Origin of the sequence: Sinomonas terrae (assembly GCF_022539255.1) — a bacterium.
GTDB lineage: Bacteria > Actinomycetota > Actinomycetes > Actinomycetales > Micrococcaceae > Sinomonas > Sinomonas terrae.
Map to the genome: position 1 here is coordinate 1,859,451 of NZ_JAKZBV010000001.1, position 21,671 is coordinate 1,881,121.

Annotated in this window: 20 protein-coding genes; 11 read left to right on the plus strand and 9 right to left on the minus strand. The window is 69.4% G+C overall.

Features of this window, described 5'->3' with window-relative positions:
• Positions 1-109: 109 nt before the first annotated feature.
• On the plus strand, positions 110-298 hold the full coding sequence (locus L0M17_RS08680) for a hypothetical protein (protein WP_241053549.1): 189 nt from the start codon (positions 110-112) through the stop codon (positions 296-298).
• A 72-nt stretch (positions 299-370) separates the two neighbouring features.
• Here the strand turns inward: L0M17_RS08680 and L0M17_RS08685 are convergent, their stop codons facing one another.
• From L0M17_RS08685 to L0M17_RS08725, 9 genes are all read right to left on the minus strand, one after another.
• Positions 371-856: a GNAT family N-acetyltransferase gene (locus L0M17_RS08685; RefSeq protein ID WP_308196843.1), complete on the minus strand. Its 486-nt coding sequence runs from the start codon at positions 854-856 to the stop codon at positions 371-373.
• A gap of 84 nt (positions 857-940) precedes the next feature.
• Positions 941-3,055 (minus strand): transketolase, encoded by a 2,115-nt coding sequence (gene tkt, locus L0M17_RS08690; RefSeq protein ID WP_372498006.1) that lies wholly within the window; start codon positions 3,053-3,055, stop codon positions 941-943.
• 174 nt (positions 3,056-3,229) lie between these two features.
• Positions 3,230-3,436: a hypothetical protein gene (locus L0M17_RS08695; RefSeq protein ID WP_241053550.1), complete on the minus strand. Its 207-nt coding sequence runs from the start codon at positions 3,434-3,436 to the stop codon at positions 3,230-3,232.
• 169 nt (positions 3,437-3,605) lie between these two features.
• Positions 3,606-4,484: a phosphogluconate dehydrogenase C-terminal domain-containing protein gene (locus tag L0M17_RS08700; protein ID WP_241053551.1), complete on the minus strand. Its 879-nt coding sequence runs from the start codon at positions 4,482-4,484 to the stop codon at positions 3,606-3,608.
• Positions 4,477-5,340 (minus strand): sugar phosphate isomerase/epimerase family protein, encoded by an 864-nt coding sequence (locus L0M17_RS08705; RefSeq protein ID WP_241053553.1) that lies wholly within the window; start codon positions 5,338-5,340, stop codon positions 4,477-4,479. The genes L0M17_RS08700 and L0M17_RS08705 overlap by 8 nt, the downstream gene beginning before the upstream one ends.
• Positions 5,337-6,176, minus strand: a complete 840-nt coding sequence (locus L0M17_RS08710; protein ID WP_241053554.1) for a triose-phosphate isomerase family protein — start codon at positions 6,174-6,176, stop codon at positions 5,337-5,339. The genes L0M17_RS08705 and L0M17_RS08710 overlap by 4 nt, the downstream gene beginning before the upstream one ends.
• Positions 6,157-6,630 (minus strand): ribose-5-phosphate isomerase, encoded by a 474-nt coding sequence (locus tag L0M17_RS08715; protein ID WP_241053555.1) that lies wholly within the window; start codon positions 6,628-6,630, stop codon positions 6,157-6,159. The genes L0M17_RS08710 and L0M17_RS08715 overlap by 20 nt, the downstream gene beginning before the upstream one ends.
• Positions 6,627-8,372, minus strand: coding sequence for a dihydroxyacetone kinase family protein (locus tag L0M17_RS08720; RefSeq protein WP_241053556.1), 1,746 nt, complete (start codon positions 8,370-8,372; stop codon positions 6,627-6,629). Before L0M17_RS08720 ends, L0M17_RS08715 begins: the two co-directional genes overlap by 4 nt.
• 56 nt (positions 8,373-8,428) lie before the next feature.
• Positions 8,429-9,772: an MFS transporter gene (locus L0M17_RS08725; protein ID WP_241053557.1), complete on the minus strand. Its 1,344-nt coding sequence runs from the start codon at positions 9,770-9,772 to the stop codon at positions 8,429-8,431.
• Positions 9,773-9,979: 207 nt separating this feature from the next.
• Here L0M17_RS08725 and L0M17_RS08730 point away from each other — a divergent pair, with 207 nt between their 5' ends.
• The 10 genes from L0M17_RS08730 to L0M17_RS08775 all read left to right on the plus strand — a co-directional run bounded on the left by L0M17_RS08730 (position 9,980) and on the right by L0M17_RS08775 (position 21,647).
• Positions 9,980-11,077, plus strand: a complete 1,098-nt coding sequence (locus tag L0M17_RS08730) for a substrate-binding domain-containing protein (RefSeq protein WP_241053558.1) — start codon at positions 9,980-9,982, stop codon at positions 11,075-11,077.
• Positions 11,078-11,100: 23 nt separating this feature from the next.
• Positions 11,101-12,615, plus strand: a complete 1,515-nt coding sequence (locus L0M17_RS08735) for a sugar ABC transporter ATP-binding protein (RefSeq protein WP_241053559.1) — start codon at positions 11,101-11,103, stop codon at positions 12,613-12,615.
• Positions 12,612-13,601, plus strand: coding sequence for an ABC transporter permease (locus tag L0M17_RS08740; RefSeq protein ID WP_241053561.1), 990 nt, complete (start codon positions 12,612-12,614; stop codon positions 13,599-13,601). The genes L0M17_RS08735 and L0M17_RS08740 overlap by 4 nt, the downstream gene beginning before the upstream one ends.
• Positions 13,598-14,617: an ABC transporter permease gene (locus tag L0M17_RS08745; protein WP_241053562.1), complete on the plus strand. Its 1,020-nt coding sequence runs from the start codon at positions 13,598-13,600 to the stop codon at positions 14,615-14,617. Before L0M17_RS08740 ends, L0M17_RS08745 begins: the two co-directional genes overlap by 4 nt.
• A 46-nt stretch (positions 14,618-14,663) precedes the next feature.
• Positions 14,664-15,566 carry an SMP-30/gluconolactonase/LRE family protein gene (locus L0M17_RS08750; protein WP_241053563.1) on the plus strand — a complete coding sequence of 301 codons (903 nt, stop codon included), beginning with the start codon at positions 14,664-14,666 and terminating at the stop codon, positions 15,564-15,566.
• A 327-nt stretch (positions 15,567-15,893) separates the two neighbouring features.
• Positions 15,894-17,228: an ABC transporter substrate-binding protein gene (locus L0M17_RS08755; protein WP_241053564.1), complete on the plus strand. Its 1,335-nt coding sequence runs from the start codon at positions 15,894-15,896 to the stop codon at positions 17,226-17,228.
• Positions 17,228-18,145, plus strand: a complete 918-nt coding sequence (locus L0M17_RS08760) for a carbohydrate ABC transporter permease (protein ID WP_241053565.1) — start codon at positions 17,228-17,230, stop codon at positions 18,143-18,145. The genes L0M17_RS08755 and L0M17_RS08760 overlap by 1 nt, the downstream gene beginning before the upstream one ends.
• Complete coding sequence (locus tag L0M17_RS08765; protein ID WP_241053566.1) at positions 18,142-19,032, plus strand: carbohydrate ABC transporter permease; 891 nt, start codon at positions 18,142-18,144, stop codon at positions 19,030-19,032. The genes L0M17_RS08760 and L0M17_RS08765 overlap by 4 nt, the downstream gene beginning before the upstream one ends.
• 45 nt (positions 19,033-19,077) lie before the next feature.
• A complete protein-coding gene (locus L0M17_RS08770; protein WP_241053568.1) occupies positions 19,078-20,829 on the plus strand; it encodes a DUF5605 domain-containing protein in 1,752 nt (583 codons plus the stop codon).
• Between the two features lie 86 nt (positions 20,830-20,915).
• The gene (locus L0M17_RS08775; protein ID WP_241053570.1) at positions 20,916-21,647 is read left to right on the plus strand and encodes a FadR/GntR family transcriptional regulator; all 732 of its coding nucleotides are present in this window, start codon (positions 20,916-20,918) and stop codon (positions 21,645-21,647) included.
• Positions 21,648-21,671 lie beyond the last annotated feature (24 nt).

A 21,671-nucleotide genomic window follows, 5' to 3' on the forward strand; every position in this document is an offset into this window, starting at 1 on the left:
ACCCCGCCAAGAGCATCGGCCGGGATCAGGTCTCCTGCAATCGGAGCTGGTACCGGTCCGCGGCAGCAGGGGTGACGTGCCGTCCACACAAGGAAGCGAGGATGAATCAATGGAGATCATCGTCGGATCCCGGTCCGCCGCACACGGCAGGCCGGGGCTGGCCGGGCACCCGGAGGATCCCCAGTTGGGGAGGCGCCAGAACGGGATGCTCCGGGCACTGCTGAAAGCAGGGATGAGCGAGGAGACTGCCCTGGAGCAGATCGCCCGCCTCTGCGCCGGAGACATCTGGTGCGGCTGAGGCGATAGCCCCGCCTCCGGCGTCAGAGGATCCGTTGGTGCATGCGGTGGTCCTGCCAGGACCCCGCGATCTTCAGGTAGTCGCGGGCGAGCCCGTAGCACTGGAAGCCGTTCCTGGCCAGCACCCGCTGAGAGGGCAGGTTGCGGGGGAGCGTCGCGGCCTCGATGCGGTGCAGCCCAAAATGTCCCGGGCGATCTCCACAACGGCTGCGGCCGCCTCGGTCATGATCCCGCGCCCCTGGGCGCGCTCGGCGATCCAGTACCCGAGGTGCGCCTTCTGGAAGGCGCCGCGCACGATCGAGGAGAGGGTGGCCCTGCCGACGATGGTGCCGTCCTCGACCAGGACCAGCGGCAGCTCGGTTCCCCGGACGAGCTCCCCGAGACTGTGGGCGATGGCGTGCTTCTGCCCCTCCTCGGTGTAGTGCTCCTCCGGGCGCTCCGGCTCCCAAGGCGCGAGGTGCGTCCGGTTCACGGAGTAGGCCTCAGCCATAGGGCCGGCGTCCTCGGCATCCAGGAGGCGCAGGAGGACTCCGCTCACGAGGCTCCCCTGGGTCTCCATCAGCAAAGCCTAGTGTTGGGAACCAGGGATGAGCGGAAGCGCTCGCAAGAGGGCATCGGCCTCCTCCCGTTGGGCTCCGTCCTCCTACCGGGCGGCGGCGATTGAATCCTTGGCGGCGAGGGTGACTGCCTCCGAGGTGATGCCGAACTCGGTGAAGAGGGTCTTGTAGTCCGCGGAGGCGCCGTAGTGCTCGAGGCTGATGCTTCGGCCGGCGTCGCCGACGAACTGGGCCCAGCCGAGGGCGAGGCCGGCCTCGACGGAGACGCGGGCCTTCACGGACGCGGGCAGGACGGACTCGCGGTATTCGGGGTCCTGCGCCCTGAACCACTCGACGCAGGGCATCGACACGACGCGGGCGGCGATGCCCTCCGCGGCGAGCGCCTCGCGGGCGGCGACGGCGAGCTGGACCTCGGAGCCGGTGCCGATGAGGATCACGTCCGGGGTGACGTCGGCCCCGTCGCGCTGGGCCTCGGCGAGGATGTAGCCGCCCTTCGCGACCCCTGCCGCGGAGCCGAAGCCGCCCTCGCCGCGGTCCCAGGTCGGGAGGTTCTGGCGGGTCAGGACGATCCCGGCCGGGTTCGAGGTGCGCTCGAGGATGGTCTTCCAGGCTACGGCGACCTCGTTCGCGTCGCCCGGGCGGACGACGTCGAGGTTCGGGATCGCGCGCAGCGAGGCGAGCTGCTCGACCGGCTGGTGGGTCGGGCCGTCCTCGCCGAGGCCGATCGAGTCGTGGGTCCACACGTAGGTCGAGGGGATGCCCATGAGCGCCGAGAGGCGGATGGCGGGGCGCTGGTAGTCGGAGAAGATCAGGAAGGTGCCCGAGAAGGCGCGCGTCTTCCCGCCCAGGGTGATGCCGTTGACGATCGAGGCCGCGGCATGCTCGCGGATGCCGAAGTGCAGCACCCGGCCGTAGGGGTTGCCCTTCCAGGCGGCGGTCGAGCGGGAGGCCGGGATGAACGAGGGAGAGCCCTCGATCGTGGTGTTGTTCGACTCGGCGAGGTCGGCCGAGCCGCCCCACAGCTCGGGCAGGACCGGGCCGATGGCGTTGAGGACCTTGCCCGACGCGGCGCGGGTGGAGACGTCCTTGCCCGCGGGGAACTCGGGGAGGGACTCCTCCCAGCCCTCGGGCAGGCGGCGGGCCTCGATGCGCTCGTGCAGCTTCGCGGCCTCGGGGTTGGCGGCGGCCCAGGCGTCGAAGGACTCCTGCCACGCGGCATGCTCCTCGCGGCCGCGCTCGATGGCGCCGCGGGTGTGCTCGAGGACCTCCGGGTCGACGTCGAACGACTTCTCGGGGTCGAAGCCCAGGACCTGCTTCAGGGCCGCGACCTCGTCGGCGCCCAGGGCCGAGCCGTGGATCTTGCCCGTGTTCTGCTTCGTCGGGGAGGGCCAGCCGATGATGGTCCGCAGCGAGATGATCGAGGGGCGGCCGGTCTCGGCCTTGGCAGCCAGCAGCGCCCGGTAGAGGCCCTGGACGTCTTCCTTGTATTCGCCGCCGGCGGTCCAGTCCACGCGCTGGGTGTGCCAGCCGTAGGCCTCGTAGCGCTTGAGGACGTCCTCGGTGAACGCGACGTCGGTGTCGTCCTCGATGGAGATGTGGTTCTCGTCGTAGATCACCACGAGGTTGCCGAGCTCCTGGTGCCCGGCGAGCGAGGAGGCCTCGGAGGTCACGCCCTCCTGCAGGTCGCCGTCGGAGGCGATGACCCACACGGTGTGGTCGAACGGCGACTGGCCCTCGGGAGCCTTCGGGTCGTACAGGCCCCGCTCGCGGCGCTGCGAGTAGGCGAAGCCGACCGAGGACGCCAGGCCCTGCCCGAGCGGGCCCGTCGTGATCTCCACTCCCTTGGTGTGCCCGTACTCGGGGTGGCCCGGGGTGAGCGAGCCCCAGGTGCGCAGCGCGGCCAGGTCCTCGACCTCGAGCCCGTACCCGGCCAGGAACAGCTGGATGTAGAGGGTCAGGGAGGAGTGCCCGGGGGAGAGGATGAACCGGTCCCGGCCGATCCACCGGGGGTCCGCCGGGTCGTGGCGCATGAGCTTCTGGAACAGCAGGTACGCCGCCGGCGCCAGGCTCATCGCCGTGCCCGGGTGCCCGTTGCCGACCTTCTGCACCGCATCGGCCGCCAGCACGCGGATCGTGTCCACCGCCTTGCGGTCAACGTCAGTCCACGTCAGTTCTTCAACATCCACAGCAGGCGGCGTCACGGATGGTCATCTCCTTCAGTTCAGGGGGCTGTCGATCAGGTTGCAGATTCGGGGTCAGAGAACGACTGGCCTCGCTCCCTGTCATCGCGCTCTACCAGGCCTGTTCTTCCTGGCGGATCCCGTAAGGGACGGCAGGGTCGAGCTTCACAGTGAAGTCGTGTGCCGAGTGCCGGATTACCCCCGGATGCCACGGTCACCTCGGGCAAGGGCGGAGCCGAGCAGCATCTCGACAGCGTCATCGAGGCGCACCTCCAGCTCGCGGCGCTGCTCGATCCGCAGGCGCGGCTCCTGGGGAAGCGCGGCAGGCACGCCTCGTTCGGCTCCCAGAGTGGGCAGATCCAGCCATGCGGGTTCGGATCGACGGGCTTCGGCAGTATGCATGCTTGCTCCTTTGAGACGCCCGCGGGGAGAGGAGCCCTTCTAGCGCTAGCGGAGGCGGCCCCGGTGGTCCCTCAGCCCTCGTCGGCGACGGAGTGCCCGAGAGCCCTGGGCCGGGACTGTCTGGCGGAGGCCCTCGGTGACGGCCTCCGCCAGACAGTCGGGCAGTCGGCTAGCGCTTGACCTTGTCGAGCTTGAGCATCTCGGCGATGACGGTGTCGAGTTCGGTGTCCTGGAAGATCTTCTTCCAGTCGTCCTTGATGATGCTCCGCTTGCCGTACTGGATCGCGATTTCGCAGGCTTCGGAGAAGGGGTTGGATCCTCGGAGGGCGTTGGTAAGGGCGATCTGGGTGTGGCCGAAGAGCATGGCCTTGGCCGCTTCCTCGGGGACGCCGACAGTGTGGACGGTCTCGTGCAGTGCCTCGTTCAGCAGGGTCCCGATCATGCAGGCAACGGTCTCCACGAGGGTGGGCTCGAGGACGGCGAGCTGGTAGACGGTCACCCAGTGGACGTCGATTACAGGGGCGTACATGGTCCGGATGACGGCCTCGGCGCGCTCGCGCGCATTGGCGGGGGCGTCGTCGTCGATCGCGGCGACGACGTTCTGCGGTGCGCCGGCGCCGCCGAAGGTGTCGGCCCACTCCTCCTTCGTGGTGCGCTCGAGGAACACCGAGGGGTGGCACGGGTGCGCGACGGCCTGGACGACGTCCTCGCGCTGGGCGAGAAGGCCGGCGTAGGCGGCGGCCGGGTCGAGGGTCAGCAGGATCGCGCCGGGCTTCAGCTGCGGCACGACGCCCTCGGAGACCTTGCCCAGGACGACGTCGGGCACGGCGAGGATGACGACGTCGGCGTCCTTGATCGCCTCCTCGGTGGGGGTGATGTCGCGGCCGAAGCCGCGCACGCGCTCCTGCCCGGCGGGGGAGTTCTCGCTGTAGTAGACGGTGTGCTCGGACTTCTGCAGGTTGGCCGAGACCCGGAGCCCCATCTTCCCTCCGGCCCCGATCACGGCGACGGTCAGCTGCTCGGCGGTTCCGTTTGCTTGCTCAGTCATTTCCCTTGCTCCTCAGATATTCGATGGCTTGGTCGGTCCACCGGCGCTCGGCGGCGAGGGTCTCCTCGGGGGAGCCCTGCCAGGGCAGCCAGTGTTCGATGATCTGGTTGATGTTCTTCTCGGCCGGTCGGATCGCGGCGGCCATGTGGTCATAGTCGAGGAGGCCCTCGCCCATCGGGGCGCCCGAGTAGACGAACCCGACCCAGCCGTCCTGGCGGCGGAAGGCGAAGTCCTTGACGTGCATGTTCAGCACGTACGGGGCCACGGCCTCGACCACGGCGCGCGGGTTCTCAAGCGCCGCGACGCTGTTGGCCGGGTCGGAGCAGACCCCCAGGTTCGGGCTCCCCACGGCGCGGACGACGGCGAGGAGGTCGGCGGTGGGGACCTGCTCGTAGGTCTCGAGGGCAAGCCTGACCCCTGCTTCCTCGTACTCGCCGATCAGCTCCCGCAGGATCGTCACGGCCTCAGCCACCGAGGGAGCGTGCCCGATCTCGCCTGCGCCCGCGAAGATGTCTGGGTCCGGGGTGTTGAGCATGCTGCGCACCACGGTCGCGCCGAGCAGTTGGGCGATGCGCAGGAAGCGGCGGAGCCGCTCTGGGCGGATGCCCTTCGTGCCGACCTCGAGCGCGACTCCCCGGGCGTCGGCGTGCCCGCGGAGTTCCTTGAGCGCGACCTCGTCGAGGATCTCGAGCGGAGGGTAGTCGCAGATCTGCAGCAGGCCCAGCCCGAGCTCGCGCGCGCGGTCGACGGCGCCGGCGAGGCTCAGCGGGTCCGGGACCCGGTCGCTGAGCTCCCAGAACAGGGCGTAGGTGCTCAGGCCGATCCTGCCCTGGCCGACGCTGCCTTGGCGGGTCATGCCGCTGCCCCCTGCCCTGCGCGGGCGGTGGCCTCGGCCAGGACCGCGCCGAAGGCGGCCGGATCGTGGGCGAAGCGGCCAAGGAACAGGCCCGCGACGGCGGGGGAGAGCCTGGCGAGCAGGCCCGGTCCGGCGCTGCCGCCGTAGAGGACCTGGCTGCCCTCGCGCCCGGGGAGGGACGCGAGGGTCTCGGCCAGGCCCTCGGCGACGGCGGAGACGTGCGCCGGGGAAGCGGGCTCCGGGGCGCCGATGGCCCAGTGGGGCTCGTAGGCGAGGATCAGGCGTCCGGCTGGGGCGGCGTCGAGTCCCGGGGGATTCACCACGGCGGCGAGCTCGCGGCAGCAGTGCTCGACGGCGTCCTCCGCGGTTCCGCGCTCGGGCTCGCCCACGCACAGGACGGGGGTGAGGCCGTTGCGCAGGGCGGCTGCGGTCTTGGCGGCGACCATGGCGTCGTCCTCGCCGAGGAGCCGGCGGCGCTCTGCGTGCCCGACCTCGGCATAGCCGCAGCCCAGCTCGGCGAGCACGGCGCCGCTGAGCTCGCCGGTGAACGCGCCCGCATCGGCCCAGGAGAGGTCCTGGCCGCCGACGCCGATCCCGGCTGGGGCGAGGATCTCGCGGGCGGCGAGGACGGCCGGTGCGGTGGGCAGGACGAACAGCTCGACCTCGCCTTCGGCCACCGCACGGCGGGCCGCAGCGTTCGCGGCGACTGCCCCGGCGACGGCCCGTGACCAGGCGAGGGTGCGCTCGTAGCCGAAGTACATCTTCAGGCTCACGCCCAGCACGGTGCGGGCGGGAGCAGTGCGGGCAGGAAAAGTGTCAGCAGGACGAGGGGACACCTTCGTAGTCCTTCAGGATCTGGACCTTCGCGGCCGAGGGCGAGGTCTCATCGAAGCGGTAGGCGAGCCATTCCTTGGCCAGGCGTCGGGCGAGCTCGAGGCCGACGACTCGCTGGCCAAAGCACAGGATCTGGGCGTTGTTGCTCAGGACCGAGCGTTCGACGGAGAACGGGTCGTGGGCGGTCACCGCGCGGACGCCGGGGACCTTGTTCGCCGCGATCGCCACCCCGAGTCCGGTGCCGCACACGAGCAGGGCGCGATCGGCCTTGCCTGCCGCGACGAGCTCGGCGGCGGCGATCGCGACCGAAGGGTAGGGGGTGTGCGATTCGGCGTCGACGCCCACGTCGGCCACGGCCTCGACGAGCCCGCTGGCCTCGAGGTCGGCCTTGAGGGCCTCCTTGTACTCGTAGCCGGCGTCATCGGAGCCGACGACGATCCTCAGCTTCTGGCTCATACTTCTGCTTCCTTCCATTCCGGTGCTTCGTTCCTGGTCAGGGTCGTGTGGACGGCCCGGACCACGAGGGCGAGGGAGACCGCGCCGGCGTCCGGGGTGCCCAGGCTCTTCTCCGCATGCGGGCGGGCGCGGCCCATGCGGGGGAGCAGGTTCGCCGTGCCGGCGGCTGCGCGCTCGGCTGCCGTGGCCGCCTCGTCCCAGGCGCCGGCCAGCCCCGCTGAGGCGGCGCGCTGGGTCAGCGTGCTGCTGAAGGGGAGCAAGGCGTCGACGAGGGTCTTGTCGCCGATCTGGGCCTTGCCGAAGCCGACGATCGCGTCGGCTGCGGCTGCGACGCCGGCTGCGACGCGGGCGGCGTCGGGGGCGTCGTCGTCGCCCACTGCCTCTCCGAGCGCGCGCAGGGCCATGCCCCAGAGTGCGCCGGAGGTGCCGCCGGCCTTGTCGGCCCAGGCGTCCCCGGCCCATACGAGGGCGGTGCCTGCCCCGGCGCCGTGGGCGACACCGTCCCGAGCCATGTCGTAGGCGGCATGGACGCCGCGCTGCATCCCGATGCCGTGGTCGCCGTCGCCGGCGACGGAGTCGATTCGGCCGAGCTCGTCGGCGTTCGCGTCGATCGTCGCGCGGGCGGCCTCGAGCGCGGCCAGGACGCGGGCGGCGGACTGACGGGATTCAGCTGACGACGGTGGGACGTCGGCCTCCGCGGCGGCGGTTGCGTCGGGGAGGACATCGCCTTCGGCCTCGACGCTGCCGCGGCGGAACGTGGGGGCGTCGACGGGGGCGAGCCAGAGCCTCTCGAGCTCCTCGTCGAGCCAGAACAGGGTCAGGGAGGTCCCGGCCATGTCGAAGGAGGTCACGAGCTCGCCGACCTGCGGATCCACGGCCTCGATTCCGGCCTCGGCGAGCAGCTCGGCCACCCGCCGGTAGACCACGAACAGCTCCTCGTACTTGACCCCGCCGAGACCGTTGAGGATCGGCACCACTCTGGCGCCGCTCGCCCGAACGCCCTCGGGCACCTCGTCCAGCAGCCGGGAGACGAGCAGCTCGGCGAGCCCGTCGGCCGTCGGGACGTCCTGTTCGCCGATGCCCGGCTCGCCGTGGATGCCCATGCCGACGGCCATGCGGCCCGCGGGGACCGTGAACAGCGGCTCGCGGGCGCCCGGGAGGGTGCAGCCGGTGAAGGCGACGCCGAGGGAGCGGGTTCGCTCGTTCGCCCTCACGGCCAGGGCGTGGACCTCGGCCAGGGGCCGGCCCTCCTCTGCGGCGGCGCCGGCGACCTTGAACACGGTCAGGTCGCCCGCGATGCCGCGGCGCTTGTGCTTCTCGGCGAGGGAAGCGCTCGAGACGTCGTCGGTCACGGCGATGCTCAGGCAGTCGATGCCCTCGGCCCGCAGCCGCTCCTGGGCCTGGGTGAAGTGCAGGACGTCGCCGGCGTAGTTGCCGTACGCGAGCAGAACGCCGCCGCCGGCCTCCACAGACTTCGCGACCGAATGGACCTGCTGCGCCGAGGGGGAGGCGAACAGGTTCCCCATCGCCGCGGCGTGCGCCAGGCCCGGGCCGACGAGCCCGGCGAACGCGGGGTAGTGGCCCGAGCCGCCGCCGACGACGATCGCCGCCCCGCCCTCGCGGGTCGCCGTCCGCCGGGCGACCCCGCCGGGCACGCGTCGCACCCAGCGACGGTGGCTCGCGACGAAGCCTTCGGTCATCTCGTCGGCGAACGCGGCCGGGTCATTGAAGAGGCGGGTCATAGGGAGGCTCCTGCTTGGGGGCGTCGATGGCTGAGAGGTTGGGAAGAGGCAGCTGGCTAGTGCGCGACGGCCGTCGCGGAGGCGTCGTCCTCGGAGGCCGCTCGCCCGGCGCCCCCGCGGCGGGCGAGCACCACCATGAGGACCGCGGAGAGGACCATGAACCCGCCGACCACGGACATCGGGACGAGGTAGCCTCCGGTCCAGTCCTTGAGCGCACCGGTGACGTACCCGGCGGCAAAGCCGGCGATGTTGCCCACCGTGTTGATCAGCGCGATGCCTGCGGCCGCCGCAGCCCCTGTGAGGAACTGCGTCGGGACGGTCCAGAAGTTCGGCAGGGCCGCGAAGATCGCACACGCGGTCACGGTGATGACGGCGACCGTCGCGGCCGGGTTGTTCGTCGCCAGGGCGAGGGGGATGCTCACGCCGCCGACGGCGGCCGGGACCGCGATGTGCCAGGTCCTGACGCCGCGGCGTGTGGCGTCCCGGGACCAGAGCCAGAGCACGACGGCGGCGGGGAGGTACGGGATCGTGGTGATGAGCCCCTGCTGGAAGACGTCGAACCTGGTGCCGAACTGGGCCTCGAAGCCCTTGATGATCGTCGGCAGGAAGAACCCGAGCGCGTAGAGGCCGTAGATGAAGCCGAAGTAGATGAGGGAGAGGGTCCACACGCGGCCGTTGCCGAGTGCCTTCCATGCGCTGACGTGCTGGCCCGCGGTCGAGGTCTTCGCCTCCTTGGCGAGCGTGGCCGTGAGCCATTCCTTCTCGGCGGGCGTGAGCCACTTGGCCTGGCCCGGCCTGTCGGAGAGGAAGAACCAGCACAGGACGCCGATGGCGATCGCCGGGAGCGAGACGGCGAGGTACATGAAGCGCCAGCCCTCGAGGCCGAAGACGCCGTGCTGCATGAGCGCGCCGGCCAGCGGCGCGCCGATCACGGTCGTCAGCGGCTGGGCCAGGTAGAACAGGGCGAGGATCCTGCTCCGGTGCTTCGCGGGGACCCAGAGGCTCAGGAACAGGATGGCCCCGGGGAAGAAGCCGGCCTCGGCGACGCCGAGCGCGAAGCGCAGGAGGTACAGGCCCTCCGAGTTGGGCACCCACGTGAAGAGGGCGGCCACGATGCCCCAGCTGACCATGATGCGTGCCAGCCAGCGGCGGGCGCCGAACCGGTGGAGCGCGAGGTTGCTGGGCACCTCGAGCAGGATGTAGCCGATGAAGAACACGCCCGAGGCGAATCCGAACTGCGCGGCTGAGAGGGCGAGGTCGTGGTTCATCCCGTTGGGGCCGGCGAAGGAGATCGCCGTCCTGTCGAGGTAGTTGATGAAGAACATCAGCGCCACGAAGGGCACGAGGCGGAGGGCGACCTTCTTGACGGCCGACCGCTCCACGGAAGTGGGGGTGTCCACACTGACTCCTGGGAACTGGTCTGGGGGCTGCTCGTCGAACTGCCTCCATCCAAGGTAGGCGGAAGGTTCGGATTGGTCAACCGGTTGCTTGGGATGGGAAAGTGTGGTGATACTGGTCACCAGCTCCAGAGGCCCGGCGAACCATCGCCTGCTCCAGCGCGGCCCTCGGAAACCACTTCCCCCACGTCCAGTCGAAGGAGATTCGGAATGCGCAAGACTGTGCGGTTCGCAGCCACGGCGGGCATCGCGGCGCTCATGGCCGCGGGCTTGGCCGCATGCGGCCAGGGAGGGTCGAACGGGGCCTCGGGCGGCAGTGCCGGGGCGAGCGGGCCGCCTACCGTCGCCCTGTCGAACGCCTACATCGGCAACTCCTGGCGTCAGTCGATGATCGACGACTTCCAGAACGCGGCCAAGCAGGCCCAGGCTGCCGGGACGATCAAGAGCTTCACGGTTGCCAACGCCCCCGGCAACAACTCGGCCACCGACCAGATCTCCCAGATCAAGACCGTCCTGCTCTCGAAGCCGGACATCCTCCTGATCGACCCGGCATCCCCCACCGCGCTGGTTCCCGTGATCAACCAGGCGTGCAACATGGGGGTGAAGGTCGTGGTCTTCGACAGCGGCATCGGTTCTGACGCCAAGTGCGCCTACGTGGTGACGGACAGCTTCACGCAGTGGGCGAAGACGGCCACCGAGGCGGTGGCGAAGGGCATGGGCGGCAAGGGCAACCTGCTGATCTCGCGCGGGGTCGTGGGCTCGGCCCCCGAGGCCGAGTACTACGCGGAGCAGAAGGACGTCCTGAAGGGCTACCCGGGCATCAAGGTCGTCGGGACCGACACCGGGTACTGCAGCAGCGCCGAGGCCCAGAAGGCGGTGCTCGGGATGATCGCCAGCCTTCCCAAGGTCGACGGCGTCGCCGGCTGCGGCGACGGGTTCGGCATCGCCCAGGCATTCGCCTCCGCCGGCCGGCCGATTCCCGCGGTGACCTTCGAGCCCAGCGGCCAGGCGCTGCGCTACTGGAAGGGCAACCAGGTCGGGGCAGGATCGGTGGCGATCATGTCCGACCCGGGCGAGTCCGTCGCCGCCCTGTACACCGCCCTGGACATCTACCACGGCAAGGACGTCAGCAAGACCACGACATTCCCCTCCGTGGAGATCACCCAGCAGACCCGCGACCAGTGGCTGAAGGTCGTCGGCCAGGACCAGATCGCCTCCTGGCAGTGGACCCAGCAGCTCGTCGACCAGCAGATCGCCCTGTCCAAGCAGGGCGACCAGTTGGTCGCCCCGCCCATCCCCACCAACTAGAGAGCCTACGAAGAAGAGGCACCATGTCCATGGCCAGAGACACCAGCACAGGAGCCCGGTCGGCCGCCCATGCCGCCGCAGGCCCCCGAAAGACGGACGAGCCCGTCATCCGCATCAGCGCGGCAGTCAAACGCTACGGCCCGACCCTGGCGCTGAACGGCGTCGACCTCGAGGTCGCCCCCGGCGAGATCCTCGGCGTCGTCGGGCACAACGGAGCCGGCAAGAGCACCCTGATGAGGGTCATCAGCGGCATCGAAGCAGCCGATTCCGGCAGCGTGAAGGTCGGCGGCAAGCCCCGCCGCGCCCGCGAGGGCTTCGCATGCGTGCGGATGGCCTACCAGGAGACCTCGCTGGCCCCCGAGCTGACGGTCGCCCAGAACATCTACCTCTCCAGCGCCTCGATGCTCCCGGGCCTCGGCTGGCGGCAGGCAGCGGCAGGGAAGGCGGTCGCAGCGCTCGACGAGATCTTCCCCGGCCACGGCGTCCACCCCGGGGACTACGTCGACAGCCTCTCCATCGGCGCACGGCAGATGGTCGAGATCGCCCGCGCCGTCGTCGCCGAGGACCTGAGGGTGCTCATCCTCGACGAGCCGACCGAGTCGCTGACCCGCGAATCCGCCGATGCCCTGTACGCCTACGTCCGGCGCATCGCAGCGGACGGCGTCGCGGTCGTGCTGGTCTCGCACCGCCTCAACGAGGTGCTCTCGGTCTGCCACCGGGTCGCGGTCCTGAAGGACGGTGCGGTGGTCTCCGAGCACGACGCGGCCTCGATCGACGAGAGCGGCCTGTTCGCAGAGATGGGCGGGGACATCGAGGCCCGCCACATCGTCCGCCGTGCCAGCACAGCCGCGACCGGAGACCCCACGGTACGGGTGCCCGTGACCACGGTGCAGGGGGCCGCGGCCGAGATCGTCGCCCGCCCCGGGGAGGTGATCGGGCTGGCCGGCATCGCGGGCCAGGGCCAGGAGGAGATCCTCGAACGCCTCTGGCGCGGGAGCCGCGGCGTCCGCATCGGCCGCCGCCGCGCGTACGTCCCGGGGGACCGGCAGCGCTCCGGGATCCTTCCGCTGTGGGACGTCGCCGGGAACCTCACCATCTCGGCCATGAGGCTGTACTCCAAGGCCGGCGTGCGTTCGCCCGGCCAGGAGGCGGGCCTGGTCGGCAGATGGGTCGACCGGCTCGCCATCCGCGGCGGGGCGCACGCCGCGATCACGAGCCTGAGCGGGGGCAACCAGCAGAAGGTGATCGTCTCGCGCGCCTTCGCCTCGGACGCGGACACCATCCTGCTGGACGATCCCTTCCGGGGCGTCGACGTGCACACCAAGGCCGACCTGTACGGGCTCATCCGCGACGAGGCCGAACGAGGCCGCACCATCATCTGGTACTCGAGCGAGAACACCGAGATGGCCCACTGCGACCGCGTCTACGTCCTGCGGGCCGGCCGGCTCGCCGGAGAGCTCGTCGGGGACGACATCGACGAAGACCGCATCATCGCCATGTCCTTCGCCGTCAAGGAAGATGCAAAGGAGACAGCATGACCGCCCAGCAGCTCACCGCCCCGCCCGCACGGGTGCTCAAGACCAGGGTGGCGCTCCCGAAGGGGACGGCGTACCGGCTCGCCCCCGCCGGGACGACCGTCGTCGCCCTGGCCGCGATCATGGTCGCGTGCGGGGCCATCCAGCCGAACGTCTGGTCCGTGGACGGGCTCTCCCTCGTCTTCTCCTCGATCGTGCCGCTCGTGCTGGCCGCCCTGGCCCAGATGGTCATGATGTCCATCGGCGACATCGACCTGAGCATCGGCGCGTTCGTCGGGCTGGTCACAGCCGTCAGTGCAACCCTCCTGGCGACCTCGCCGCTGCTCGGCCTCCTGGTCCTCGTCGGCCTCGTCGCCGGCTACGCCGTCCTCGGAGCCCTCGTGCAGCTGCGCGGCGTCCCCTCCCTGGTCGCAACCCTCGGAGCGTCGTTCATCTGGCTCGGCATCGGCCTGTTCCTCCTGCCCACGCCGGGCGGGATCGCCCCCGGGTGGCTCTCGGACTACAGCCTCTGGTCCCTGCCCCTCATCCCCGTGCCGGTCTTCGTCGCCGTCGTGCTCACAGCCGGTGTCTGGGCGCTGACCCAGCGGACCGGGACCGGCGTGAAGTTCCGCGCCCTCGGCAGCAACCCAACCGCCCTCCTCCGCGGCGGCAGCTCCACCCTCGCAGTGCGCGTCGGGGCGTACACCGCCGTGGGCGTCCTCGGCGTGCTCGCCGGACTGTCCCTGACCTCCCAGATCGGCGGCGGAGACCCCAACTCCGCCAACGGCTACACCATGATCAGCGTCGCCGCGGTCATCCTCGGCGGAGGAACGTTCTCGGGCGGACGGGCCGTCGCCTGGGGAACCCTCTTCGGCGCCGCCACCCTGGGCATGCTCACCGTCCTTCTGAGCCTGCTCAACCTCTCCTCGAACATCCAGCCGGCCATCCAGGGCCTCATCGTCATCGCCGCCCTGGCCGGACGCCGCCTGGTGGAAAGGATCGCCAAATGAAGCTCCTGAACCGTGCCCTGCCGCCCTGGACGTGGTCCTTCGCCTTCGCAGCGGTCGTCTTCGTCCTCACCGTGTTCCTCGCCGGACGTGGAGGCGGCTCGACCCTCTCGTTCGCCTTCGCCCTCGCCCCCTACCTGGTGCTCGTGGGCATCGGCCAGATGCTCGTCATCAGCGCAGGCGCCGGCAACATCGACCTCTCCGTCGGCCAGGTCCTCTCCCTGGCCGGGTTCACGGCGATCAGCGCCACGGACAGCGCCGGCTCCTGGCTGATCGGACTGCTGGCCGGCGTCGCCACAGGCCTGGGCATCGCCGTCATCAGCGTCATCGCGATCACACTGGTCAGGATGCCCCCGCTCGTGGCCACCCTGGCATCGGGGCTGATCGCGACAGCGTTCACCCAGACGCTGGGCAACAACTTCCAGGGCGGTCCGTCCCCGGCCCTGCACGGTTTCCTGAACTGGGCGCCGGGGGGCGTCCCCGTCTTCGCCCTCTGCCTCGTCGCCTTCTCGGTCCTGGTCGTGCTCGTGCTGCACCGCACGACCTACGGGCGCTCGCTCCTGGCTGTTGGCCAGTCCCGCCGCGCGGCCGAATACGCGGGCGTGCGCTCCTGGCAGACAGTGGCCGTCGCCTACCTCACCAGCGGCGCCCTCGCAGGGCTCGCCGGGGCGCTGCTCTCCTCCTACATCGCCCCCACCATCGACCTGGGCAACGACTACCTCCTCGACTCGATCGCCGTTGTCGTCATCGGCGGGACCCTGATCTCGGGGGGCCGTGCCGTCCCCACCGGCGTGTGGGGCGGGGCCCTGTTCTTCATCCTGCTCGATGGCCTGCTCAACCTGCTCGGCTGGAGCCTGGCCGGCCAGGACGTCCTCAAGGGCCTGCTCCTGCTGGCCGTGCTCTTCCTGGCCGGAGGAGTCGGCCTCAAGCGAACGGGGCGCCCGAAGGCGGCGCCGGCAACAGACCCGGCAGCAGACACCGCGTCAGCAGGCCTCGGAGAGCGCTCGGTTGGGCTCTGAGGCACCCCCCAGGCAGGGGGCTTCCAAGGCAGCAGAACACTGGTCGGTGGTGGGCCTCGAGGGGCTGGTCGAGCCCAACGCCCTCGTGGAGGAGGTCCACACGGGCGGCAGCTGGTTCGAGGGGCCTACATGGCTGCCCTGGCGGGGGGCCCTGCGCTGGAGCGACATCCCCGAGGACCGGATACTCGAATACTCGACCCGGACGAACCGGACGACCGTCTATGCCTCCGGCGTCGAATTCGTCAACGGCCGGACCCTCGACCGCGACGGCAGCGTCGTCCAGTGCTCGCACGGCCGACGCAGGGTCGAGCGGGACCGGGACGGCACAGTCACCGAGATCGTCGGCACCTGGTCGGGCCACCGCCTGAACTCCCCGAACGACGTGGTCATCGCACCCGATGGTGCGATCTGGTTCACCGACCCCTTCTACGGGATCACCCAGCCGAACGAGGGCCACCCCGGAGACCTCGAGTACGGGGACCAGTGGGTCTTCCGGGTAGACCCCGTGACAGGGGACGCCGTCCCGGTGGTCACCGATGTCGAGGAGCCCAACGGCCTGGCGTTCTCGCCAGACGGGAACGTCTTCTACGTGGCGGACTCCTCGGCCATACGGAAGCCCTCCGGCGTGGGAAACAGATGGATCCGGGCCTACGACGTCGTCGACGGCCGACGCTGCAAGAACGGCCGTGTCTTCGCAGCCATCGACCACGGCGTGGCGGACGGCATCGCCGTGGACGACCTCGGGAACGTGTGGTCCTCGAGCTTCTCGGGAGTGCGCGTCTTCAGCCCGCGAGGAGAGCTGCTCGGCCGCATCCTGCTCCCGCAGATCGTCGGCAACCTCTGCTTCGGGGGCCCAGACGGCCATGACCTGTGGATCGCCGCAACCGACCGCATCCTCCGGCTCAGGACCCTCCGCACCGACGCCTGGGCCGCAGCGACCCGAGCCTGAGCCGCCGTCGTTCCGGCCGGGGTCGGCAGCTGGCAGCAGCGTCGGGAGCCCTTTCGAACTCCAATGGTTCGACTCAATCCCACACGGTTCCCGGATGCGGCGAAGACCGCCTCGAAGCGGGGCGAAAAAAGAAGATCCTTCCAACCGGTTGACGAGTGTTATGCATAACACTCATACTCGATGCAGCGCCGCAAGTCAGCACTGGAGGACGGGCGGCCCTGGCCGAAGGCCCACGGGGAATCCCCGGCCACCTCGGACTGAGGCGAAAGAGCCTCATTCCCCCCACAGATCAAATGTTCCTCACAATCCACGGACAGAGGAGTCCTCATGAGCGAATCGAAAATGTCCCGGCAAGGATTCAGGAGCGTTCTGGCTTCTGATGTGTCCCGCCGTTCGATGCTGGGAGGCGGCGCAGCAGTCCTGGCTGGGATCGCCCTCAGCGCCTGCACAGGCGGCGGTTCGGGCGGGTCCTCGGGAGGCGGCTCTGGGAGCGCGCTGACGCTGGCCACCTACGACGACGCCCCGAAGATCCCGGGTTTGAAGGACCAGCTGGCGCAGTTCACCAAGCAGACGGGCATCCAGGTCAATGTGGACGACCTGCCCGGTTCGGGCGCCGCAGTCTACCCTGGCAAGATCCGCACCGAGCTGGTGGGAGGCAAGGGCCCCGATGTGTTCCGCACCTGGGGCGGCTCCCTCGGCGGACCATTCGGGACGAGCGGACTCGCGATCGACCTTTCAAAGTACGTCCAGCAGTACGGCTGGGACAAGATCATGCCCTCGAACCTCATGTCCGGCATGAAGTGGAACGGCACCCAGTACGGCCTTCCCATCTACCAGGCGGCGATCGAGGCGTGGTACTCCAAGACTGCGTTCGAGAAGGCCGGGATCTCCGCTCCGCCGACCACGTACGACGAGCTCCTCGCCGCCAACGACAAGCTGGTGGCCTCGGGCCAGGTCCCGCTCGCCACCGGCGGGAAGTACGGCTGGCACCTCATGCGGCTGTTCGAGTACCTGCTCGAGAAGAACGCCGGCCCCGACCAGCACGACCAGCTCCTGGCCGGCAAGGCCAGCTGGGACGACCCTGTCGTCGTCCAGTCGTTCACGGAGCTCAAGCAGTGGAACGACAAGGGATACCTCCCCAAGGGCGTCATGGCCGTGGACCCCACCCAGGTGGAGAACACCTTCACGACCGGCCAGTACGCCTACACGATCGCGGGTGCCTGGGTGGACAGCGCGGCGGTGCAGAAGGCCAAGGACCCCTCCGCCTACGGCGTGTTCGAACTCCCGACCGGCAAGACCCCGGCCCGCCATTCGGGCTTCGTCGAGGGCTACATGATCAGCGCCTCGTCCCAGAACCAGGACGGGGCGGCGAAGCTGATCGACTTCCTGGCAAAGCCGGCAACGATCAACGCCCTTCAGATCACCAACTCCACGATCACGGCCGCCCAGCCCGACCCGAGCAAGTACCCGCTTTCGGCATCGAACGCCAAGCTTGCCGCGTCGCAGCCGTTCTTCACGATCCAGGACCAGGCCTTCCCGCCGTCTCTTGCGGACCAGTACTTCCAGGTCCAGAGCCAGGTGGTCCAGGGCCAGATGACGCCGGCGGCTGCTGCCAAGCAGATGCAGTCGGTCGTCCCGAACGGGCTGAAGCAGCAGCAGTGATGTCTGCGCTGACGAAACCGGGCACGGCGGCAGTGGCAGCCCGCCGTGCCCGGGTCCTCGAGAACCCCTGGCTGTTCATCCTGCCCGCGCTGGCGGTCTACGCCGCCTTCCTCGTCTGGCCCGCCATCCAGTCCGTCGGGATCAGCTTCACGAACTGGAACGGCATCAGCCCAGTGCGCCACTTCGTTGGCCTGCAGAACTACGTCAAGCTCTCCCAGGACCCCACGGCCCTTACGGCGCTGAAGAACAACGGCATCTGGTCCGGGGTGACGATCGTGGTCCCCATGGTCCTCGGCCTGCTCCTCGCAGTGCTGCTCAACGGGAGCTCGCGCCTCGCCCCGCTGCTTAGAACCGTGTTCTACATGCCTGCAGTCCTGCCGCTGGTCTCGGTCGCGGCGATCTGGGGATGGCTCTACGACCCGAACCAGGGAAGCGTCAACGCCATCCTGAAGCTCATCGGCCTCGGTTCCCTCGCCCAGCCTTGGCTCGGGCAGGACTCGACCGCTCTGTGGGCGGTCATCATCCCAGGCATCTGGGTCCGCACGGGCTTCCCCATGCTGCTGTACTTGGCGGCCCTGCAGGGCATCCCCAAGGAGCTCTACGAGTCGGCCCAGTCGGACGGCGCGAACCGGTGGCAGCGGTTCTGGTACATCACCATGCCGGGACTGCGCGCCAGCCACCTCATCGTCTTCGCCCTCTCGACCATCGAGTCCTTCAAGGTCTTCGATCTGGTCTTCGCGATGACCAACGGCGGCCCGGGCAACTCGACCCAGGTCTTGGGCACGTGGATGTACTTCAACGTCTTCCAGTACCTGCAGGCCGGATACGGCACGGCGATCGCGGTGGTCATCACCCTCGCCGCTTTGGTCTTCGGCATCCCCTACGTCCTTTCGCAGATCAGGAGTGAGAAGCCATGACGACCGACACGACCGTCCTGGCCACTGGCCAGGCACTTGAAGCCCAGCCGCTGCGTCCCAAGCGCCGTGGCCGGGGCAGCCTGGCGGGCACCATCGCCCTCGTCATCGCCGCAATCGTCTGGTTCCTGCCCTTCGTGCTGCTCATCACGACCAGCATCCGCACCGGGTCCGACTTCCTCTCCGGTGGCCCCATCTCGTGGCCCAAGGAGCTCACGTTCCAGAACTTCACCGACGCCTGGAAGGTCGGGAACTTCTCCACCACCTATCGGAACAGCATCATCATCGCTGTGGTGAAGGTGCCCCTGGGCGTGCTGATCTCTGCGATGATGGCCTTCGCCCTGGCCAAGCTGCGGGTCCGGTTCAAGGGAGCGGTGCTGTTCAGCGTCGTCCTCGGCCTCACCATCCCGATCTACATCGCCCTGGTGCCGCTGTTCATCACGATCAAGGACATCGGCCTGATCGACAACCTCTTCGGACTCCTCGGTCCGTACCTCGCCTTCGGCATCCCCTTCGAGGTCCTGGTCCTGCACTCCTTCTTCCGCGGACTCCCCGACGAAGTCCTCGAAGCCGCACGGATGGACGGGGCAGGCGCTTGGAGGATGTTCTTCCAGATCGTCCTGCCGCTGTCGAAGCCGGCGCTGATTACCGTCCTGATCCTCGACGCGGTCTCCACCTGGAACGAACTGCTCATGGCCCTGACCATCCTCAGCTCGGACAGCCGCAAGACGCTGCCGCTGGGCCTGCTGAACTTCACGGGCCAGTTCTCCACAAACTATGGGGGCCTCGCCGCAGCCATCCTGATCGCCGTCGTGCCGATGCTGATCGCCTACGGATTCCTCCAGCGCTACATCGTCTCCGCCCTCACCGCCGGCGCGGTCAAGGGCTGACCTGTCGACCCGCCGCGGCCGACACAACACACCAGAGAGGGCCTTATGCCAACCTTCACGTCCGCAACACCCCTGTTCGAGGTCATGCGCGATCCGGCGGCGCATGCGATCCTCGCCGAGGAAGTCCCGGAGCTGGCGGCCAATCCGCTCCTGCACAGCCTGTACCACTACCCGCTCGGGCTGATCCTTGCCACGGAGGAGCGCCTACGGGGAAACCCGGGGCTCCAGGCCGAGCTGCTGGATAGGGTCGCGAGAGTGGGCGGGACGAGGGCACTCCGCAACAGCGGCTCGCAGAAGCCCGAGCCCCCGAAACCCGACTACGAGCCCGGGTTGGTGCAGCGGGCCGGTGCGAGAAGCCAGCATCCCGGGCAGGTTCCGAGATGGTCGGCGTTCGAGGCCGTGCTCGAGGGCCCCTCGCACGGGAACCCGTTCACCGACGTCGAGCTCACCGCAGTCTTCGCTGGGCCAGGGCAGGAGCTGAAGGTACCGGGCTTCTACGACGGCGACGGAACCTACCGCATCCGGCTCCTGGTCCCAGCCGAGGGCGAGTGGTCCTTCATCACCTCCAGCAACGCCCGCTCCCTCGACGGCATCACCGGCTTCTTCACCGCCGCCCCGGCCGAGTCGAAGGGCCCCGTCCGGGTTGCGGACACCTTCCACTTCGCGTACGAGGACGGGACCCCCTACGTCCCCATTGGCACTACCTGCTATGTGTGGACTCATCAGGGCAAGGCCCTCGAAGAGGCGACCCTCGAGACGCTCAAGGCCGCGCCCTTCAACAAGATGCGCATGTGCGTCTTCCCCAAGTCGTACCTCTTCAATGAGAACGAGCCCGAGCTTTACCCCTACGAGGGCTCGCTCGAAGAGGGCTTCGACCACTTCCGCCCCAACCCCGCGTACTGGAAGCACCTCGAGACCCGCATCGACCAACTCGACGCGCTCGGCATCGAGGCGGACCTGATCCTCTTCCACGCCTACGACCGCTGGGGCTTCTCCACAATGAGCCCGGCCGCGGACGACCTCTACCTCAAGTACGCCGTGGCCCGCCTGGCCTCGCGACGGAACGTCTGGTGGGCCTTGGCCAACGAGTACGACCTCCTGTTCGAGAAGACCACCGAGGACTGGGAGCGGTTCGCCGGCATCGTCACGGGGAACGACCCGAGCGGGCACCTCCTCTCGATCCACAACTGCCGCGAGTTCTACGACCACAGCCGTCCGTGGATCACCCACTGCAGCATCCAGCGCCAGGACGTGTACAAGACGGCTGAGATGACCACCGAATGGCGCACCGCCTACGGCAAGCCGGTCGTGATCGACGAGTGCGCCTACGAGGGCAACATCGACCAGGGCTGGGGCAACATCACCGGCGAGGAGATGACCCGGCGGTTCTGGGAGGGCGCTATCCGCGGCGGCTACGTCGGCCACGGCGAGACCTACATGGACCCGGACGACGTCCTCTGGTGGGCCAAGGGCGGAACCCTGAAGGGGACCAGCCCCGGTCGGATCGGGTTCCTGCGCCGGATCCTCGAGGAGAGCCCGGGCGGCCGCCTCGAGCCGCTCGCGGGCAGCTGGGACGCCCCCAGCGCCGGGATCGAGGGCGAATACGAGATCTTCTACTTCGGCTTCAACCAGCCCACCTACCGCCGGTTCGTCAAATCCCCGGAGAAGGCCTACGAGGTCGACGTCATCGACACCTGGAACATGACCGTCGAGACCCTGCCGGGAACCCACTCGGGCAGGTTCCGCGTCGAACTTCCCGGGCGCCAGTTCATCGCCCTGCGCCTGCGGGCTCTCTAGCCGGCGCCGCGGACGGGTGCGGCAGGACGCCCTCGTCCTGCCGGATGCCCGGGCAACCGGCTAACCTCTTGAGAATGGAGACAAAGATGAGCGCCGCCGTCGACCTCAACCAGGCCCTCGGGTCGATGGAGAGCTCCTCGGTGGCCGCAGAGGTCGCGGAGCGGCTCATGGGAGTCTTCACGAACGGCCAGATCGCCCCCGGCACGAGGCTCCCCTCCGAACGGAGCCTCGCGGCGAGCCTCGGCGTGGGCCGCTCGGCGATCCGCGAGGCCCTCGCAGCCCTGGAGATCCTGGGAATCGTCATCGTCCGGCCCGGCTCGGGCACCTACCTGAGGGGAGGGGCCTCGGAGCTCCTTCCCCGGACCCTGTCTTGGGGGCTGATGCTGGGCGAACCCCGCACGAGGGAGCTCGCCGAGCTGCGCAGCGGACTCGAGGTCCAGGCCGCAGAGCAGGCGGCAGCCCGGATCAGCGACGAGTCGATCGAACGGATGGCCGGCTTCGTCGCGACCATGAACCGCTCGACAGAGGACTTCGAGGCCTTCAAGGAGGCAGACTCGGCGTTCCACCGCGAGATCGCCCTCGCGTCGGGCAATACAGTGCTCGAGGCCATCCTCCAGAGCATCCGCTCGCTCCTGCGGATCTGGATGGACCGGGGACTGCGCGACGAGGAGCGGGCAGCCGAGGCTGCGAGAGAGCATTCTGCGGTCTTCGAGGCGATCAGGTCCCGGGACCCGGAGGCCGCGCGGCGCGTGATGCAGCAGCACATGGCAACGGCAACCGGTCGGCTCCTCTCCGACTTCAACCCTCCCACCGACTAGCACCGCATCGCATGCCGTCCCCTT

Coding starts and splice junctions, on each gene's coding strand:
- L0M17_RS08770 (WP_241053568.1), top strand. CDS start 19,078: ATGCCAACCTTCACGTCCGCAACACCCCTGTTCGAGGTCATGCGCGAT.
- L0M17_RS08775 (WP_241053570.1), top strand. CDS start 20,916: ATGAGCGCCGCCGTCGACCTCAACCAGGCCCTCGGGTCGATGGAGAGC.
- L0M17_RS08700 (WP_241053551.1), bottom strand. CDS start 4,484: ATGACTGAGCAAGCAAACGGAACCGCCGAGCAGCTGACCGTCGCCGTG.
- L0M17_RS08765 (WP_241053566.1), top strand. CDS start 18,142: ATGACGACCGACACGACCGTCCTGGCCACTGGCCAGGCACTTGAAGCC.
- L0M17_RS08740 (WP_241053561.1), top strand. CDS start 12,612: ATGACCGCCCAGCAGCTCACCGCCCCGCCCGCACGGGTGCTCAAGACC.
- L0M17_RS08685 (WP_308196843.1), bottom strand. CDS start 856: ATGGAGACCCAGGGGAGCCTCGTGAGCGGAGTCCTCCTGCGCCTCCTG.
- L0M17_RS08715 (WP_241053555.1), bottom strand. CDS start 6,630: ATGAGCCAGAAGCTGAGGATCGTCGTCGGCTCCGATGACGCCGGCTAC.
- L0M17_RS08705 (WP_241053553.1), bottom strand. CDS start 5,340: ATGACCCGCCAAGGCAGCGTCGGCCAGGGCAGGATCGGCCTGAGCACC.
- L0M17_RS08695 (WP_241053550.1), bottom strand. CDS start 3,436: ATGCATACTGCCGAAGCCCGTCGATCCGAACCCGCATGGCTGGATCTG.
- L0M17_RS08680 (WP_241053549.1), top strand. CDS start 110: ATGGAGATCATCGTCGGATCCCGGTCCGCCGCACACGGCAGGCCGGGG.
- L0M17_RS08730 (WP_241053558.1), top strand. CDS start 9,980: ATGCGCAAGACTGTGCGGTTCGCAGCCACGGCGGGCATCGCGGCGCTC.
- L0M17_RS08755 (WP_241053564.1), top strand. CDS start 15,894: ATGAGCGAATCGAAAATGTCCCGGCAAGGATTCAGGAGCGTTCTGGCT.
- L0M17_RS08760 (WP_241053565.1), top strand. CDS start 17,228: ATGTCTGCGCTGACGAAACCGGGCACGGCGGCAGTGGCAGCCCGCCGT.
- L0M17_RS08745 (WP_241053562.1), top strand. CDS start 13,598: ATGAAGCTCCTGAACCGTGCCCTGCCGCCCTGGACGTGGTCCTTCGCC.
- L0M17_RS08735 (WP_241053559.1), top strand. CDS start 11,101: ATGTCCATGGCCAGAGACACCAGCACAGGAGCCCGGTCGGCCGCCCAT.
- L0M17_RS08720 (WP_241053556.1), bottom strand. CDS start 8,372: ATGACCCGCCTCTTCAATGACCCGGCCGCGTTCGCCGACGAGATGACC.